The organism is Thermodesulfobium acidiphilum, from assembly GCF_003057965.1.
Lineage (GTDB): Bacteria > Thermodesulfobiota > Thermodesulfobiia > Thermodesulfobiales > Thermodesulfobiaceae > Thermodesulfobium > Thermodesulfobium acidiphilum.
Genome location: NZ_CP020921.1, coordinates 586,760 through 601,808, shown reverse-complemented (window position 1 = coordinate 601,808; position 15,049 = coordinate 586,760). Strand labels below are relative to the sequence as shown.

The following is a 15,049-nucleotide window of genomic DNA, read 5'->3' as shown; positions in this document are numbered from 1 at the left end:
AAAAAATAAACCAAAAAAAATAACATAAGATAAAAACAAAAATTATAGAAATAAAAAAATTAATCCTCCAACGCCAGCTTGATAAGAAGTTTGACGATTTCCTGAAAGGTATATCCAGCAGCCTTAACCTCCTTAGTAAAAAGACTATTAGCAGTTAAACCAGGAATAGTGTTTATTTCGGAGAGGTAAATGTTTTCATCCTCATCTACAAACATATCAATTCTGCCAAAACCCTTACAATCAAAAACCTTATACGCTTTTATTGCAAGTTCTTGCAATCTGTTCTTTAGGTTATCGTTCAACCTTGCAGGAACAATTTCGTCACACAATTCAGGATTATATTTCGACTCATAATCGAAAAATTTTGTTTTAGGCAATATTTCCACAAGGGGTAGGGCAATTATGTTATTATTTCCAATAACACCACATGTTATTTCCTTTCCGCGTATAAATTCTTCAACTAGAACAATTGGATCATATTTGAACCCAAGTTCCAGAGCACTTTTCAATTCACTATCATTGTTCACAATAGATACTCCTACGCTTGAACCCTGTGAATTAGGCTTCACGACCAAAGGGAAACCTTTTGAGCGCGAAAATTCATAAATCTCTTTCGAGTCCCTTGTTCTTATTGCAATAAAATCTGGCTGGGGGAGTCCTAAAGATTTACAAATTAATTTACACCTGTATTTGTCCATAGTTACAGCACAAGAAAAAACTCCAGATCCAATATATTTTATTCCAAGAGTATCCAAAAAGCCCTGTATAGAACCATCTTCACCAGGCTTTCCGTGCAAAACGGGGAAAACGAGATCGAAATTTTCACACAATATTTTTTTACACAATTCATAAGGAGAAAGTTTAGCAATATCCACCATCTCAACGATATAGTCAGTATTTATTAAAGTTTTATACACGTTTTCTGCGGACCATATAGAAACTTCTCTTTCCGAAGAAGTCCCACCACATAAAATCAAAATTTTCATAATTCATCACCAGATAAAATTGGCAATTCTTTAAATTCTCCCAAAAATCTTACCTCTGGCTCCAATAAAATATTGTATCTTTCCAAAACCTTGTCTTGCATCAATTTTATAATCTTTACAGCGTCTGAAGTTGACCCTCCAATATTTTCTAAAAAATTAGCATGTTTCTCAGATACCATAACTCCACCTAATTTATAACCTCTAAAACCCAAACTATCAAGCAATTTTCCAGCCCAGTTACCCGGTGGATTTCTGAAAATACTCCCAAAAGTTTTAATTCCATGCGGCTGAGACAATTTCTTTTTATTTAAAAGTTCGAGGGTTCTTGCAAAAACGCTCTCAGGCTTATTAAAACTTGTCTCAAAATACGCTTTCAATATAACTTTATTTTTAATAGAACTCTTTCTATAAGAAAATTGTATGTTACCTGAATCTATTTCGCTAAAGGTCTTGCTAATACAGTCAAAAACAAAAATACTTTTTAGATTTTTTGAAAAATCTGAACCAAAACAACCTGCATTGCCAAAAATACATGCTCCGATTCTTCCTGGAATCCCTGCTGCAAATTCAAAGCCACTTATGCCCTTCCTGGCACACCACCACGAAAGGGCGCTTGAAGAAACATTAGCATCAACCTCTAAAAGATCAGAAACAATATTGATCCCTTCAAAAGAACTTAAAGGAACAACATATAAAATATTTTTAGAAAAATATTCATCAGAAAAAATAACGTTTGAACCGTTGCCTAAAATTACGAAATCGTCTATCTCTCCTAAAACAATAGGCAGATCAGAACTTCTAAGAAGATAGATACTTCTGCCTACCCCGCCAGTTCCAAAGGTGGTAAGGTTCTTAAGTTGAAAGTTCCGAAGTATTCGGATCACTTATCTCTTTTCTCTCGTCCTTTTTAATGTCCAAAAAAATAGAAGCCACCTTATCACATATCTTTGTAATATCACCAGCACCCATAAACAAGTATACGTTCTTTTCGTTATGTATCTCTTGGATGATTTCACAAACTGAGTCCTTAGAAGCAAAAAAGATGTTGTCTTTCATCTTCTTCTTACACCTTTTGAACAATTCATTCCCCAAATAAGGGTTTGTAACCTTTTCACCTGCTGGAAAAATATCAACAAGTAATAAAGTGTCTGCTTTTGCTAAAACATCACAAAAATTATCCAAAAATTTTTCAGTTCTGGTAAATCTATGAGGCTGAAAGATAAGAACTAAGTTCTTATCTTTAAATATACTTCTCGCCGTATTTAAAACTACATTTATTTCTTCAGGATGATGAGCATAATCATCAATGATATAAGGATCTTTACACTTGAGTTCAAATCTTCTTCTGACTCCCGAAAAAGATGCAATTGAATCGAAAGCAGAAACAAAATCAAGTCCAATTATTTTAGCAACGCTAAATGCTGCAAGTGAATTTAAAACATTGTGAATCCCTGGTACATTCAAAGTTATCTCTCCAATTTTTTTACCTTCAATATATAAGTCATAATAGCTACCAAAACCACTCAATATTAAATTTTTGCACTGCACTTGATTGTTATCACCAAAACCATAAAATATTTTTTCTTTATCTGTTATCTTTTCTGCAACACTCCTAGTAATTGCATGATCACCACAAATTACCAATTTCCCGTCCTTATTTACTCCTTGCATAAACTTTTCAAAATAATCTTCAACCATTTTTAAATCGCTAAAAAAGCTAGGGTGATCAAAATCAATATTGGTAATAACAGCAATATTAGGTTTGTAATTCAAAAACGAACCATCGCTTTCATCTGCTTCAATCACTATATATGGGCCACTCCCATGTCTTGCGTTAGCACCATAATCATTCAACTCACCACCAATCAAAAAAGAAGGATCGAGCCCCCCATCGTTAAGCATCTTGCCGATCATCGAAGTAGTTGTTGTCTTACCATGCGTTCCCGCAACAGCAATTGAAAATTTTTGTTCAATTATTTTAGACAGCATTTGGGCTCTCGATAGAACCGGAATATTTCTTTGCTTTGCGCTCAAAAGCTCACAGTTGTCAGATGGTATAGCTCCAGAATATACAACCACGTCAACGTCTTTCGAAATGTTATCAGGATTGTGACCTATGTATATGTTTACTCCCTTTTGTTTTAGTTTTAAAAGAGACCTTGATTCTTTCTTATCAGAACCCGAAATAATCTTTCCATCTTCAAGAAGAAAGAATGCTAAGGCACTCATACCTGTACCACCTATTCCAATAAAAAAAACATTCTTCAGATCTTTCACAATGTTTTTCATCAAGAAATTATCATCTTCCTTTCTATAATTTTTTCAACAAGACCAACAATATTTTTTGTTGCATCAATCTTTTGAAGCTTTAAAAGTTCATTATAATTTACATTAACATTTTTATTATTTAATTCAAATATTTCTCTAATAATATTATAGAGTAAGTTTTCAGAAAGAGTATTCTGAAATACAATTTTCCCAAGTCCTAATTTTTCAAGATAAATAGCATTATATTTTTGATGCGATTTTGCTCCAGGATAGGGAATTAAAATAGCTCTTTTACCTGTTTTTATAATTTCGAATACAGTGGATGCACCACTTCGAGAAATAACTAAATCTGACAATGCATACAACAAGGACATCTCCTTAAAGTATTTGAAATTGACATATTGGCATTTTAGACCTCTTATTTGAGGAACAAATTGATTGCCTGTAATATGAATCACAAGATATTTCTCATCAAGCTTTGGCAACAAGGACCATATTGTCTTATTTATTACCTCAGAGCCTTGGCTTCCACCGAAACATAAAATAGTTCTCTCTAGTTTCTTAAGCCCCAATTTTTTTTCTGCTTCTTCTACTTCAACTTTTCCAATGTCTTCTCTAATGGGAAGTCCCGTAAATACCACTTTATTTTCTGGCAACTTTGGATCGGCCTTCGGAAAGGAAATCATTATAAATTTAGCAAATCGAGAAACTAGATAATTCGTCAGGCCTAATTTATAATTTTGCTCGTGAGACAATATTGGTATACCTAATATATAAGCTGAAATACAAGGTGCAACACTTGTGTGACCGCCAAAAGAAACTAAACAATCAGGCTTAAATCTTGTAATTTCCGGGATAAGTTTTAAAGATAAAAAAATAGTTTTTATAATAGACAAAAATTGTGCAATTTTTGGCATTCCGACAAATGGATATGAAGGTATCTCCTTCTTTTCAATTCCTTCAAGCATCGTATTTTTAAAAAGTAGACCTTGAGACCAAAAGGATAATTTTGATTCAGGATGTATTTTTTTAAATTTTTCAGCTATACAAAGTGCAGGATAAAAATGCCCACCAGTACCAGATGTTACAATTAAAATCCTCATTGCAAACCTCTTGGCAAATCAGAATAAAATTTATAACATAGGGCAATCATTATTAAATTAACTACCTCAGAAGTTCCTCCGTAACTAAGAAAGGGTAGTGGTACACCAATAACAGGTATGATGTTTAAAACCATAAAAACGTTCAAAAAACACTGTAAACCCAATATCGTGGCAGTCCAAAAAATAAATGATTTATCAAAAGGATCTGTAACTTTTTTTGCCATCTTATAAAGTAATAACACAAGATTTAAAAAGGTAAACAAAAAAGCAGCCCCTCCAACCATGCCAACTTCTTCTGAAAAAACCGAGTAAACAAAGTCAGTATGTGCCTCTGGAAGATAACCCAATTTCTGTTTTCCACTACCAAGTCCCTGTCCAAAAAAGCCACCATCTCCTATCCCATACAGAGCTTGAACAATCTGATAGCCACTGGTTTGCATATGAGCCCAGGGATTAAAATTAGAAGTTATTCGCTGAAGTCTATATGGAGCAAGAAGTGCTCCAATCAAAAGAATTACAAAAACAATACTTGTTATACTTAACCAAAATCTAAAATTAATTCCCATAAACAATAAAAATAAGAATACCGTAACAACAATTAAAGTCATCGTACCATAATCTGGCTGCATCGCTATTAAAATACTAATTGGCACAAGATATAAGGATATATTAACTATAAAACCTGATATATTATTTTTTAAAGCCAAAAAAAACGAAGCACTATTGGCAATTTTTAACCCCAAACTTAGCTTTACAAGTTCCGAAGTTTGAAATGATAGTGGACCAAAATTAATCCATCTTCTAGCTCCATTAATCTTGTGAGAAAAAAAAGGTAAAAGAGTAATTATCAAAAGGGTTATACTTAAATAAAACAAAAAATCAATATATTTTTTAATAAAGCTTGATGGTAACTTAATTATAATGAAAAAGAACAACCATCCTATAATAAAATAAACAACAGCATGTTTAAAGAAATTAAGCGGGTCCGAATAAAGCTGAATCCCCAACTGAGCAGCTGAGCTAGCAGTAAAAAGCGTACCTACCAGGCTTAATATAAAAGTCAAAAGCAGCAAGAGCTTTTTGTCCTTCATCTTTCTCATGTTATTTCCTCACATTTGCTTTTCTCTTTGACTTTTTTCTTAAAAATTTTTCCTCTTTCTTCAAAATTTGCAAACATATCAAAACTTGCACAAGCAGGAGAAAAGAGAACTATATCATTTGGCCTGGTCAATTCAAACGCTTTATCAATTACATCATCAAAAGAATCCACAACAAAAACGTTTGAAAAGCCTTTAAAGTGTTCTAAAAACCTCTTTTTTGCCTCTCCAAAAAGAATTACTGTTTTACATGTTTTAGCTGTCAAGCTTACAAGTTCATCAAGAGGCGTATTTTTGTCTCTACCTCCTAAAATTAAAATAAGATTGTTTTTCTTCCCCCATGTCTTTAGAGCAACAATAGTAGATTCTGGATTCGTTGACTTAGAATCGTTTATCCAAATTATCCCATTATTAGTATGAAATATTTCTTGTCTGTGTTCGACTCCTGAGAAACTTGATAAAGCTTTTCTTATGTGTTTAAGTTCTACAGACGAAAGATAAAGTGAACTTACTACAAACAAAGCATTTTCTATGTTGTGCTCGCCTTTTAGAGAGAGATCAGAAAGACTTGTAATTTTAACTAAATCTAAGTTATCTTTTACAAAAATTTCATTTTCTACAACACCAGCAATAGAAAAATTCTTCCCTTTAGAAACGTTTAAGACTTTTGTTTTCAAAGCTAAATTTTTAATATTTTTCTCTAAATAAGGATCGTCTTTATTATAGATAGAAAAACCTTCTTTTTGGTTTTTAAATAAGTGAACTTTTGCTTCAAAGTATTCGTGAAGATTGGCATATCTATCTATATGATCTAAAGTTAAATTTGTAATCATCGCTATTTTTGGTTTCAAAAAAATTGAATTCTCAATCTGATATGAACTTAGCTCAAGAACCAGATTAGAACCAGGAATGATATCATAAATAATTTCAGAAAGAGGAGTTCCTACATTCCCAGCAACATAATAAGGAAGTTTTGCAACTTCAAAACCATATCCTATCCATTCTGTAACTGTAGTTTTCCCATTGGTTCCAGTCACACCTATAGTATTTATTCCATCAGGTAAAAGCCCAAATACCAAATCCAGTTCTCCAATAATAGGAATACCTTTTTCCTTAGCAAATTTAAAAAATTCTAACCTCAGGGGAACTCCAGGACTCTTAATTATCCATGAAGTTTTATCTAAAATCTTTGGATCGTGTTCTCCTAAAAGATAATTTATCTCTTTAATCTCAGGAAACTTTAACTGGTTTTTATCAGTCACCACAATTTCAACGTTTTTCAATTCATTCCTTAAAAGTTTCGCAATAGCAAAACCACTTTTACCATAACCAACAATAATAATCTTAGTTGGAACTTTAAGCTTTGCAAATATTCTCTCCCAATTTAACAACATATCTGTATACTCACAGCAAGAAGTGTAAACAACAAAGAAATAATAAAAAATCTCATAGATATGTGTGTTTCCTTAACATTAGATAGTTCAAAATGATGATGAAGAGGACTCATTTTGAATATCCTTTGTTTTGTTCTTTTATAATAAGCTACCTGAATAATCACAGATAGAGTTTCAACTATAAAAGGCATTGCAGAAATAATGAAAAAAACAATTCTATTTGTAAAAATCGCAAGTATTGCTAAAAGAGCACCCATACCAATTGAACCAACATCCCCCATAAATATTCTTGCTGGGTTTACGTTAAACCACAAAAAAGAGAGCAAAACCCCAATAAAGGAAAGAAGCATTAACATTAATGGTACGTCTCCATCTAGATATGAAAAAAACAAATAACCAAAAAGAATAGATAAAGAACACAACGCAGCCAGACCGTCAAGACCGTCTGTTAAATTAACTGCGTTAGTAGAACCACTTATCACAAAAATTAAAAAGGGCCACAAAAGTATACCAGGAACATAAAATTGTATTGTAGGAGATATTTGAAGTCTGGTAAAAATCTGAGAATTAAGTACGAATGCCAGAAAAAACACCGCTATAAAAGAAAACAGTGCGATCAAGATCATCTTTTGTCGAGGCTTTAGACCTTCGTTTTTGCCCTTTTTTATTGAAAGAAAGTCATCTATAAAGCCAATTATAAAAAAGGGCAGTAGAATAAGAAAAATTATAAACATCCTTGAGTCAAAGAAAGGCAAAAATAAAGCGATAATAAGAATAAAAAATATTCCTGATGCAGTAGGCGTTCCATTTTTTATCTTGTGGGTTTCAGGACCTTCTTCCCTTATTCTTTGCCCAAAAAACCTCCCAAAATATCTCTCCCATATTGAAAAGGCAAAAATTCCTATTAAAAAGCTAAAAAAGAGCTCAATCATTTATAAAGCTAACCTCCAATGCAAATAAACTCTTGATATTTAATTCCACAACTCAAGAATTTTCCATGTTTTTGTAGAGTTCGAACCTTTAATATAAACAATTTCGTCTTTGGATAAGATTTTAGCTAAATCCTCTTTAACACAGTCAATATCCATATTTTTAAACCTTATCTTAGAATTATGATCTATTGATTTTACAAACTCTGTCCCAACAAAATATACCAAATATGGATCTAATTCCTCAATTTTTTTTATAACCTTCCTGTGTAAATCCTTAGACTCATCTCCAGCCTCAAGTATATCTCCAAATATAAATATCTTTCTTCTGCTGCCAAATTTTAAACTCTTAATTGTCTCCAATCCCTTTATAAAAGAAGTACATGTTGCATTATAAGAATCATCAATAACAATTTGATCTCTTAGTTTTTTAATTAAAAATCTGCCCTGTAAAGGCACATAACTTTGTAAATTATCATTTATTTCGTTCCAGTCAAGGCCTAAAAATCTTGCAACTGCTACTGACGCCAAAAGCGGCTCAAATTGAGGCAAAAAAATATTTGGTGCATTTAAAGCAAAATTCCCAAACCTTCCGGAAAATTCAAGCCTTGAACCATATATGGAAATTTCATATGATTTAATGTAAATATCTGATACTTTTCCAAACCAAAAAATCTCTTTAGGCTTTTCCCTCTTATTCTTAAGCATCTCGCCAAAAATTTTTCTGCTATATGTGCAATTGAAATTTAAGAAAGCACTATTTACAAAATCTAAAATTTCTCCCTTTGCTCTTGCTATGTTTTCCATCGAACCAAGGAGTCCAATATGAGATTCTGCAATTCTTGTAATTATACCAATATCAGGCAAGGCTATTGAACAAAGCTGAGAAATTTCCCCTCTTGAGCGCATAGCCATTTCAAAAATTCCAAACTTATCATTTTTTTTAGCTCTAAAAAGACTTAATGGCAAACCAATTTCATTATTGAAATTACCAAAAGTTGATACTGTCTGATATCTTTTGAGAAGCGTTTTCAAAATTTCTTTGGTAGTTGTTTTACCTACACTTCCAGTAATGCCTATAACCCTTTCAATCCTTTGTCTAAATCCTCTTGCAATATCATGCATTGCAAGAATGGTATTTGGAACTCTCATAAATGAAAAGTCATTCTCAAAAACTATATCCCCCAAAGAACTGGCAATTCCTGCCAAACTCAATTCAGAAATTATCCCAAAAGCACCTTGTTCTAAGGCATTCCTAATAAAATTGTGTCCATCAAAATTTTTACCTTTAATGGCAATAAAAAGTTCTTTCCCTTTGATATCTCTTGAATCTATTGAAATTCTTTCAAATTCCATAGGGCCAACTCTTTCAATTTCACAATTAGTTAAAGATGTAATAAAGCTTAACGAAATAGAACCACCAGGATCAAAATTTTGGATACTATTCAATTTATTAACATCCCTATCAGCACTCAATTTATTAAAATTTAAGCCTCCTTAAAATTGTCTTCGCATCAACTCTTTAACCACTTCTTTATCTGAAAAAGGATATTTTACACCATTTATCTCTTGATAGTCTTCATGGCCTTTCCCTGCAATTATTATTGCATCATCGTTTCTTGCTATTTCTAAAGCTCTTTTTATAGCTTCTCGTCTATCAGAAAGTATCTCAAAATTTGAATTTTTTATACTCAAAAAACCAGATTTTATTTCATTAATAATTGTCATCGGATCTTCATAGCGAGGGTTGTCTGAAGTAATTATTGTATAATCCGAAAGCTGCGCAGCTATTTTGCCCATAATAGATCTTTTGCCTTTATCTCTATTACCGCCTGCTCCAAAGACTAAAATTACTTTCCTTTTAACCATATCTCTCAAAGACATTAGTACTTTTTCAAGCCCATCAGGAGTATGAGCATAATCTATCCATATTTTAAAGGGCTTTGTTTGTACACATTCCAGGCGTCCATAAGGTACCACTAAATCAGTAAAAACATATCTTAATTTATCCTTTTCAATCCCCATCATTCTCAAAAAAGCATAGGCTCCCAATAAATTTGAAGCGTTAAATCTTCCATAAATAGGAGCAAAAATTTTCTGGTCCTCAATTAACAAATTTATACCCATATCAACAGGTTCAAATTTCCCAAAAAAGTTTGCCTTTTCGTTTTCCAACGAAAAGGATACCTTTCTAAAATCTTTTATACTTTCATATAACTTTATACCATAAATATCATCCGTATTAATTACAACAAATGCATTCTCCTTTAAATAAGTAGAAGTAAACAAAGAACTTTTAGTCTCAAAATAATCTTCCAAAGATGGATGAAAATCCATGTGATCCCTGGCAAGATTAGTAAACAGTGCAGCATCAAATTTTATGCCATATAGTCTACCAAGTTTTAGTGCATGAGAAGATACCTCCAAAAAACCATATTTCATATCTAATTGAACTGCCTGATCTAAAAATTCACATACATCCTTTGATTCTGGTGTGGTATTGGTGGTCTTTTTAATAATTTTTCCCGCGTGCATCCAACCCAATGTACCTAAAGCAAAAGATTTTCCCAATAACTTATTTACAGCATGAGACAAAATCCATGTAACGGTGCTTTTACCGTTTGTTCCTGTAACTGAACCTAAAAAAAGTTTTTTAAAAGGATAATCATAAAATACAAGAGCTATTTTTCTTAAAGCCTGAAGAGTAGACTTAACTCGAATAATATTAGCATATCCTACGTCCTTTTCAACAACAGCAGCTATAGCTTTATTTTTAAAAGCTTCCTGAATAAAATCATGACCGTCAATTCTGCTGCCTTTGATTGCAAAAAACAAACATCCACTTTTAATTTCTTTAGAATTATAACTAATGCTAGTTACTTGACTGTCTAAGAATTCTTTAGAAGAGTATTCTTTTAGGTTTTCTATTATAATATTTGATTTATCAAAAAGTTCTTTAACAGTCAAATAAACCACTCCCTAGAGGTTTTATAATTTTTAGTACTTCACAATCATTTGTTCATTGACATTGTAGCGATAGCTATCTTCCTAAATAACGGCGCTGCAACAGAACCACCCCAGTGTATACCCACCGGGTTATCAATCAATACACCAATTACATATTTAGGTTTATTAGCAGGGAAAAAACCTATAAAAGAAGCTACATATTCTCCTGGAATATATCCACCCAGTTTTGATGGTTTCTGAGCTGTTCCAGTTTTTCCTGCAACTTCTACTCCATTTATCTGAGCACTTACGCCAGTTCCATTCTGCACAACGCTTATCAGGCACTTTCTTATAAAATCAGCATTACTTTTTTCAAATAGCCTTTGAGGTCTGCCAATATCATCCTCAATAATCTTTAAAGGAACAATCTCTCCTCCATTTGCGATAGCAGAATAATAAGCAACAACGTTCAAGAAGGAAAGTGAAATACCCTGTCCAAATGCCGTTGTTGCCTGCTCAACTGGACCTTTATAATCAGGTAGATGAACATACCCCTTAAGAAAGTTTTCAGAAAAAAGATATTTTTCATCATCACAAAAATATTTTTTTAATAACTCAAAATACTCTTTATTTGGAGCTTTCAAAGCTAAAGAACCAGCACCAATATTGCTAGAATATCTTAAAATATCTTTAATAGTAGATGGACCTGATAAACCCAATCCATCCTCAGCATCAAAAATTCTTCTATTAGCAACTTGTAAATATTTTCCAATATTAACTGTTGTGTCTTTGGATATTATATTGTTATCCAACAATATATTAAATATTATAGGTTTTAGTATTGAACCAGGCTCATATAGGAAATCCCTTGAAATAATTCTATAGTCTTCTTCTGGAAAATCATAAAACTTATCAGGATTTATCCTTGGACTTTGAGCCAAAGTTAGAATTGCCCCTGTTTTAATATCAACTACAATTACAGTTCCTCTTTTTGCTTTATACTCCTTTATACATTCATCTAAGAGACTTTCAGTAAGACCTTGCAACTTAGAATCTATCGTCAGTTTCAATTTTACCGGAGACGATTGCACCAGATTTTCTAATTTATCTATATTCACTATCCTTCCATTAGCATCAAACTCCAAATTCTCTTCTTTCGAAATACTACTTAAATATGAATTATAAAACTTTTCTACACCTTCCAATCCCTGATTATCAGTCCCTACAAAGCCTAAAAGAGGCTCAGCGAGGTCTTTATATGGATAAACCCTTTTTTCTTCCTTTATAAGACCTATTCCCTGTTCTGGAAATTTAGTTAGAATTTCTCTAACTTGCTTTTCAATGTCAAATGGCATCTTTCTATAAACCCAAGTGAAAGGTGCATTTTTATCGAAAATTTTTTTAAGGTTTTCAATTGGTATACCCTTAATCTTTGAAAGTTCATCATATAATTTGTTTCTAATTTCATCATTTTTTATAAGTGACGGTTGTATATACAACGAATAGGAAGGAATTGAAAAAGCTAAAATCAATCCTTCTCTGTCAATAATTTCACCTCTAGGGTTTGATACTTTCACTGTTTCATTTCTTTGTTCTTGAGCATAAGAAATTAATTTTTGTCTATCAATTGTAACAAAATAAAGTTGTTTAAATATAGCAACAAAAAACAAGAGTATCATGATTTTTTGTATATAAGCAATTCTTTTATTTATAAATTCATTATGCGATTGATCTAATGGTTTATTTGGATATACTCTATCTCTGATGGTAAACTCATTCCCCTTTTCAAAGCAACCGATTGCATCACTTTTGCATTAAAAACATTTGCCTCCTCTAAAGTTTTTTGCGTCTTTATTGTTTCTAATCGTTGAATTGAAGTCTTAATACTATCAACTTCATTAGACATTGATATTATATCTGATCTTAAATAAAGACCATAGACCAGAATTAATATTATAAATAAAGAAAACAAAACTATTAAGATGTTGTTCTTAATATTTATAAGAATGTTTTTTAATTCAAAAGTTCTAAGTCCTTTGATACTTTCAATTTCAGAAAAGCTCAAATCATAATCTCTTTTCATATTGCCTCCCATACCCTCATTTTGGCACTCCTAGCCAATGGATTTTCTTTAACTTCACTTTCCAAAGCTATAATAGGCTTTTTTGTTATTACTTTTCCCTTTCCCTCCTTTTCTAAATTTTTAAATGTCCACTTAACAACTCTATCTTCTCCTGAATGAAAAGAAATAACAATTATTCTTCCAAGAGAATTTATATATTTTGTAGCTTCCCTCAAAGTAGATTCAAGATGTTCAATTTCATCGTTTACAACAATTCTTATTGCCTGAAAAATTCTTGTTGCAGGATGCCTTCTACCATATGGATAGATTTTTTTTACAAGTTGGGTAAGATCCATAGTACTTTCAAACAATTTTTCGCGCCTTCTCAGAGATATCATCTTAGCCAATTTTCTTGCTCTAGGCTCATCACCATATTTTCTAAAAACTTCTTCCATTTCTTCCTCGCTTGCACTGTTAAGCCAGTCTGAAGCGGTCAATTTTTCTCTGGGATCCATTCGCATATCTAATTTTTCATCCCCTATAAAACTAAATCCCCTATTTGACTCCTTAATTTGCATAGTGGAAAGCCCGAGGTCTAAAAAAAATAAATCAAATCTACCATAAGGCAAAAGGTTTAAATATTTGGCAAAATTTTCAAATTTATCATTGAAAATAGCAAAGGAATTCCTATTAAAGGATAAAGACAATTTCTCATCTGCTAATTTTACTGCCTCTACATCCTTATCAAATCCTAAAAGAAAACCGCCTGGAAGAATTTTTTTCAAAAAATTAAAGCTATGTCCTCCAGCACCAATTGTACCGTCTATTACTACTTTTCCAGGAGTTAACTTAGAATTTTCTAAAACTTCATTCAGAAGAACTGGAATATGAATATTCTTTGTATAGTTACTCATTTTCTATAAATCTTTTGACAGAATTTGAAATCTTCTTTTTTTGGCTCTCCCACTCCTCAGGATTCCACAATTCAACCCTATCCATTGCACCAATCACTACAACTTCTTTTTGTATATTGCTATACTCTCTTAATTGTTGAGGAAGCAAAAGTCTCCCAGCGCGATCTAACTCATCATCATAAGCGCCCGAAAACAAAAAACGAATTACATCTCTAAGCTTTATATCTGATCTTGATTTTTCTTTCAAATACTCTACGTATTCTTCCCAATACCTTACCGGATAAAGGTACAAACATCTTTCAAAGCCTCTTGTGAGAATAATCTTTGAGGATATCTCATCTCTTAACTTAAAGGGAATAGTAACTCTACCCTTAGAGTCTAAAGAATGTAGATATTCTCCACCTAACATAATTTCTTATCCCACTTTATCCCACTCATAAACACTATTCAACACTCAAATACACATAATGTCAATAATTGAATAAATATCAATTATATTTTTATAAGGATTCATTTCTTTGTATTATTTAGAAAACTGTAATAACTTTTTTAAGATTTTAGTTTAAAATATGAAAGATTAAGAAAATTGGAGGTAATATGCACAGAATTTTATTCAGCTTTGATGGATTAAAGGTATATTCGTGGGGCTTTATGGTTGCTTTAGGAATTATTATTTCAACAATCTTTATCTTAAGAGACGCTAAAAAGAAGAATATCAACCCTGATAACATTCTAAATATTGGTATTGTCAGTATATTTTGCTCTTTAATTGGTGCAAGGATATACTACGTTATAGAACATCACCAGGACTTCGTGAATAACTTGATTAGCGTTTTTTATTTATGGGATGGCGGATTGGTTTTTTATGGAGGTTTAGTCGGATTTGCACTAGCCTTTTATTTTATGGCTAAATATTACAAAATCGATTTACTTACTTTATCTGATTTAATATCTCCCTTTCTACCACTTGCATATGCAATAGGCAGAATTGGATGTTTCCTTAATGGATGCTGCTATGGAATCGTCGCAAAAACTCCTATTTCAGTTGTATTTGCCGATGCCCACGTTCCTGGAGAAAGAATTCCTACTCAGCTGATAGACTCGTTTGTAAGTTTTTTATTTTTTATTTATCTTTACTTTCAAAGAGGGAAAGAAAAATTTAAAGGAGATCTGACTACAAAATATCTAATAATGTATTCTATATCAAGATTTTTAATAGAATTTTTGCGCGATGAAGCAAGAATCTTCTTTGGTCTTACTCATTCCCAGGTTTTTAGCATAATATTATTTACATTTGCTGTTATATTAAGGAGCTATCTACAAAGAAAATCCCTTCAGACCATTTAAATA

14 protein-coding genes are annotated in these 15,049 nt (G+C 32.0%); 1 reads left to right on the top strand and 13 read right to left on the bottom strand.

The genetic code is table 11. The features are described from left to right. Positions 1-59: 59 nt before the first annotated feature. The 13 genes from TDSAC_RS03160 to mraZ are packed head-to-tail and all read right to left on the bottom strand — an operon-like array spanning position 60 to position 14,108. Complete coding sequence (locus TDSAC_RS03160; RefSeq protein ID WP_108308841.1) at positions 60-986, bottom strand: D-alanine--D-alanine ligase family protein; 927 nt, start codon at positions 984-986, stop codon at positions 60-62. After that, positions 983-1,870: a UDP-N-acetylmuramate dehydrogenase gene (gene murB, locus TDSAC_RS03155; protein ID WP_108308840.1), complete on the bottom strand. Its 888-nt coding sequence runs from the start codon at positions 1,868-1,870 to the stop codon at positions 983-985. The genes TDSAC_RS03160 and murB overlap by 4 nt, the downstream gene beginning before the upstream one ends. Further along, positions 1,839-3,275 (bottom strand): UDP-N-acetylmuramate--L-alanine ligase, encoded by a 1,437-nt coding sequence (gene murC / locus TDSAC_RS03150; RefSeq protein WP_108308839.1) that lies wholly within the window; start codon positions 3,273-3,275, stop codon positions 1,839-1,841. Before murC ends, murB begins: the two co-directional genes overlap by 32 nt. Further along, the gene (locus tag TDSAC_RS03145; protein ID WP_108308838.1) at positions 3,275-4,357 is read right to left on the bottom strand and encodes a UDP-N-acetylglucosamine--N-acetylmuramyl-(pentapeptide) pyrophosphoryl-undecaprenol N-acetylglucosamine transferase; all 1,083 of its coding nucleotides are present in this window, start codon (positions 4,355-4,357) and stop codon (positions 3,275-3,277) included. The genes murC and TDSAC_RS03145 overlap by 1 nt, the downstream gene beginning before the upstream one ends. Continuing rightward, the gene (locus TDSAC_RS03140; RefSeq protein ID WP_108308837.1) at positions 4,354-5,457 is read right to left on the bottom strand and encodes an FtsW/RodA/SpoVE family cell cycle protein; all 1,104 of its coding nucleotides are present in this window, start codon (positions 5,455-5,457) and stop codon (positions 4,354-4,356) included. Before TDSAC_RS03140 ends, TDSAC_RS03145 begins: the two co-directional genes overlap by 4 nt. Then, a complete protein-coding gene (gene murD, locus TDSAC_RS03135) occupies positions 5,454-6,848 on the bottom strand; it encodes a UDP-N-acetylmuramoyl-L-alanine--D-glutamate ligase (protein ID WP_108308836.1) in 1,395 nt (464 codons plus the stop codon). Before murD ends, TDSAC_RS03140 begins: the two co-directional genes overlap by 4 nt. Beyond that, positions 6,839-7,780 carry a phospho-N-acetylmuramoyl-pentapeptide-transferase gene (gene mraY, locus TDSAC_RS03130; RefSeq protein ID WP_108308835.1) on the bottom strand — a complete coding sequence of 314 codons (942 nt, stop codon included), beginning with the start codon at positions 7,778-7,780 and terminating at the stop codon, positions 6,839-6,841. Before mraY ends, murD begins: the two co-directional genes overlap by 10 nt. A 39-nt stretch (positions 7,781-7,819) precedes the next feature. Continuing rightward, on the bottom strand, positions 7,820-9,226 hold the full coding sequence (locus tag TDSAC_RS03125) for a UDP-N-acetylmuramoyl-tripeptide--D-alanyl-D-alanine ligase (protein ID WP_199919882.1): 1,407 nt from the start codon (positions 9,224-9,226) through the stop codon (positions 7,820-7,822). Between the two features lie 48 nt (positions 9,227-9,274). Continuing rightward, a complete protein-coding gene (locus tag TDSAC_RS03120; RefSeq protein WP_199919881.1) occupies positions 9,275-10,744 on the bottom strand; it encodes a UDP-N-acetylmuramoyl-L-alanyl-D-glutamate--2,6-diaminopimelate ligase in 1,470 nt (489 codons plus the stop codon). Between the two features lie 44 nt (positions 10,745-10,788). After that, the gene (locus tag TDSAC_RS03115) at positions 10,789-12,402 is read right to left on the bottom strand and encodes a peptidoglycan D,D-transpeptidase FtsI family protein (protein WP_108308832.1); all 1,614 of its coding nucleotides are present in this window, start codon (positions 12,400-12,402) and stop codon (positions 10,789-10,791) included. A 53-nt stretch (positions 12,403-12,455) separates the two neighbouring features. Further along, positions 12,456-12,806 (bottom strand): hypothetical protein, encoded by a 351-nt coding sequence (locus tag TDSAC_RS03110; RefSeq protein ID WP_108308831.1) that lies wholly within the window; start codon positions 12,804-12,806, stop codon positions 12,456-12,458. After that, positions 12,803-13,699, bottom strand: a complete 897-nt coding sequence (gene rsmH / locus TDSAC_RS03105; RefSeq protein ID WP_108308830.1) for a 16S rRNA (cytosine(1402)-N(4))-methyltransferase RsmH — start codon at positions 13,697-13,699, stop codon at positions 12,803-12,805. Before rsmH ends, TDSAC_RS03110 begins: the two co-directional genes overlap by 4 nt. Continuing rightward, entirely contained in the window at positions 13,692-14,108 is a 417-nt protein-coding gene (gene mraZ / locus TDSAC_RS03100; RefSeq protein WP_108308829.1) for a division/cell wall cluster transcriptional repressor MraZ, read from the bottom strand. The genes rsmH and mraZ overlap by 8 nt, the downstream gene beginning before the upstream one ends. A 188-nt stretch (positions 14,109-14,296) precedes the next feature. Here mraZ and lgt point away from each other — a divergent pair, with 188 nt between their 5' ends. Beyond that, positions 14,297-15,046, top strand: a complete 750-nt coding sequence (gene lgt / locus TDSAC_RS03095; RefSeq protein ID WP_108308828.1) for a prolipoprotein diacylglyceryl transferase — start codon at positions 14,297-14,299, stop codon at positions 15,044-15,046. The last annotated feature ends 3 nt before the right edge of the window (positions 15,047-15,049 follow it).

Coding starts and splice junctions, on each gene's coding strand:
- mraY (WP_108308835.1), bottom strand. CDS start 7,780: ATGATTGAGCTCTTTTTTAGCTTTTTAATAGGAATTTTTGCCTTTTCA.
- murC (WP_108308839.1), bottom strand. CDS start 3,275: ATGAAAAACATTGTGAAAGATCTGAAGAATGTTTTTTTTATTGGAATA.
- murD (WP_108308836.1), bottom strand. CDS start 6,848: ATGTTGTTAAATTGGGAGAGAATATTTGCAAAGCTTAAAGTTCCAACT.
- lgt (WP_108308828.1), top strand. CDS start 14,297: ATGCACAGAATTTTATTCAGCTTTGATGGATTAAAGGTATATTCGTGG.
- mraZ (WP_108308829.1), bottom strand. CDS start 14,108: ATGTTAGGTGGAGAATATCTACATTCTTTAGACTCTAAGGGTAGAGTT.
- TDSAC_RS03140 (WP_108308837.1), bottom strand. CDS start 5,457: ATGAGAAAGATGAAGGACAAAAAGCTCTTGCTGCTTTTGACTTTTATA.
- TDSAC_RS03160 (WP_108308841.1), bottom strand. CDS start 986: ATGAAAATTTTGATTTTATGTGGTGGGACTTCTTCGGAAAGAGAAGTT.
- TDSAC_RS03110 (WP_108308831.1), bottom strand. CDS start 12,806: ATGAAAAGAGATTATGATTTGAGCTTTTCTGAAATTGAAAGTATCAAA.
- TDSAC_RS03145 (WP_108308838.1), bottom strand. CDS start 4,357: ATGAGGATTTTAATTGTAACATCTGGTACTGGTGGGCATTTTTATCCT.
- rsmH (WP_108308830.1), bottom strand. CDS start 13,699: ATGAGTAACTATACAAAGAATATTCATATTCCAGTTCTTCTGAATGAA.
- TDSAC_RS03115 (WP_108308832.1), bottom strand. CDS start 12,402: ATGATACTCTTGTTTTTTGTTGCTATATTTAAACAACTTTATTTTGTT.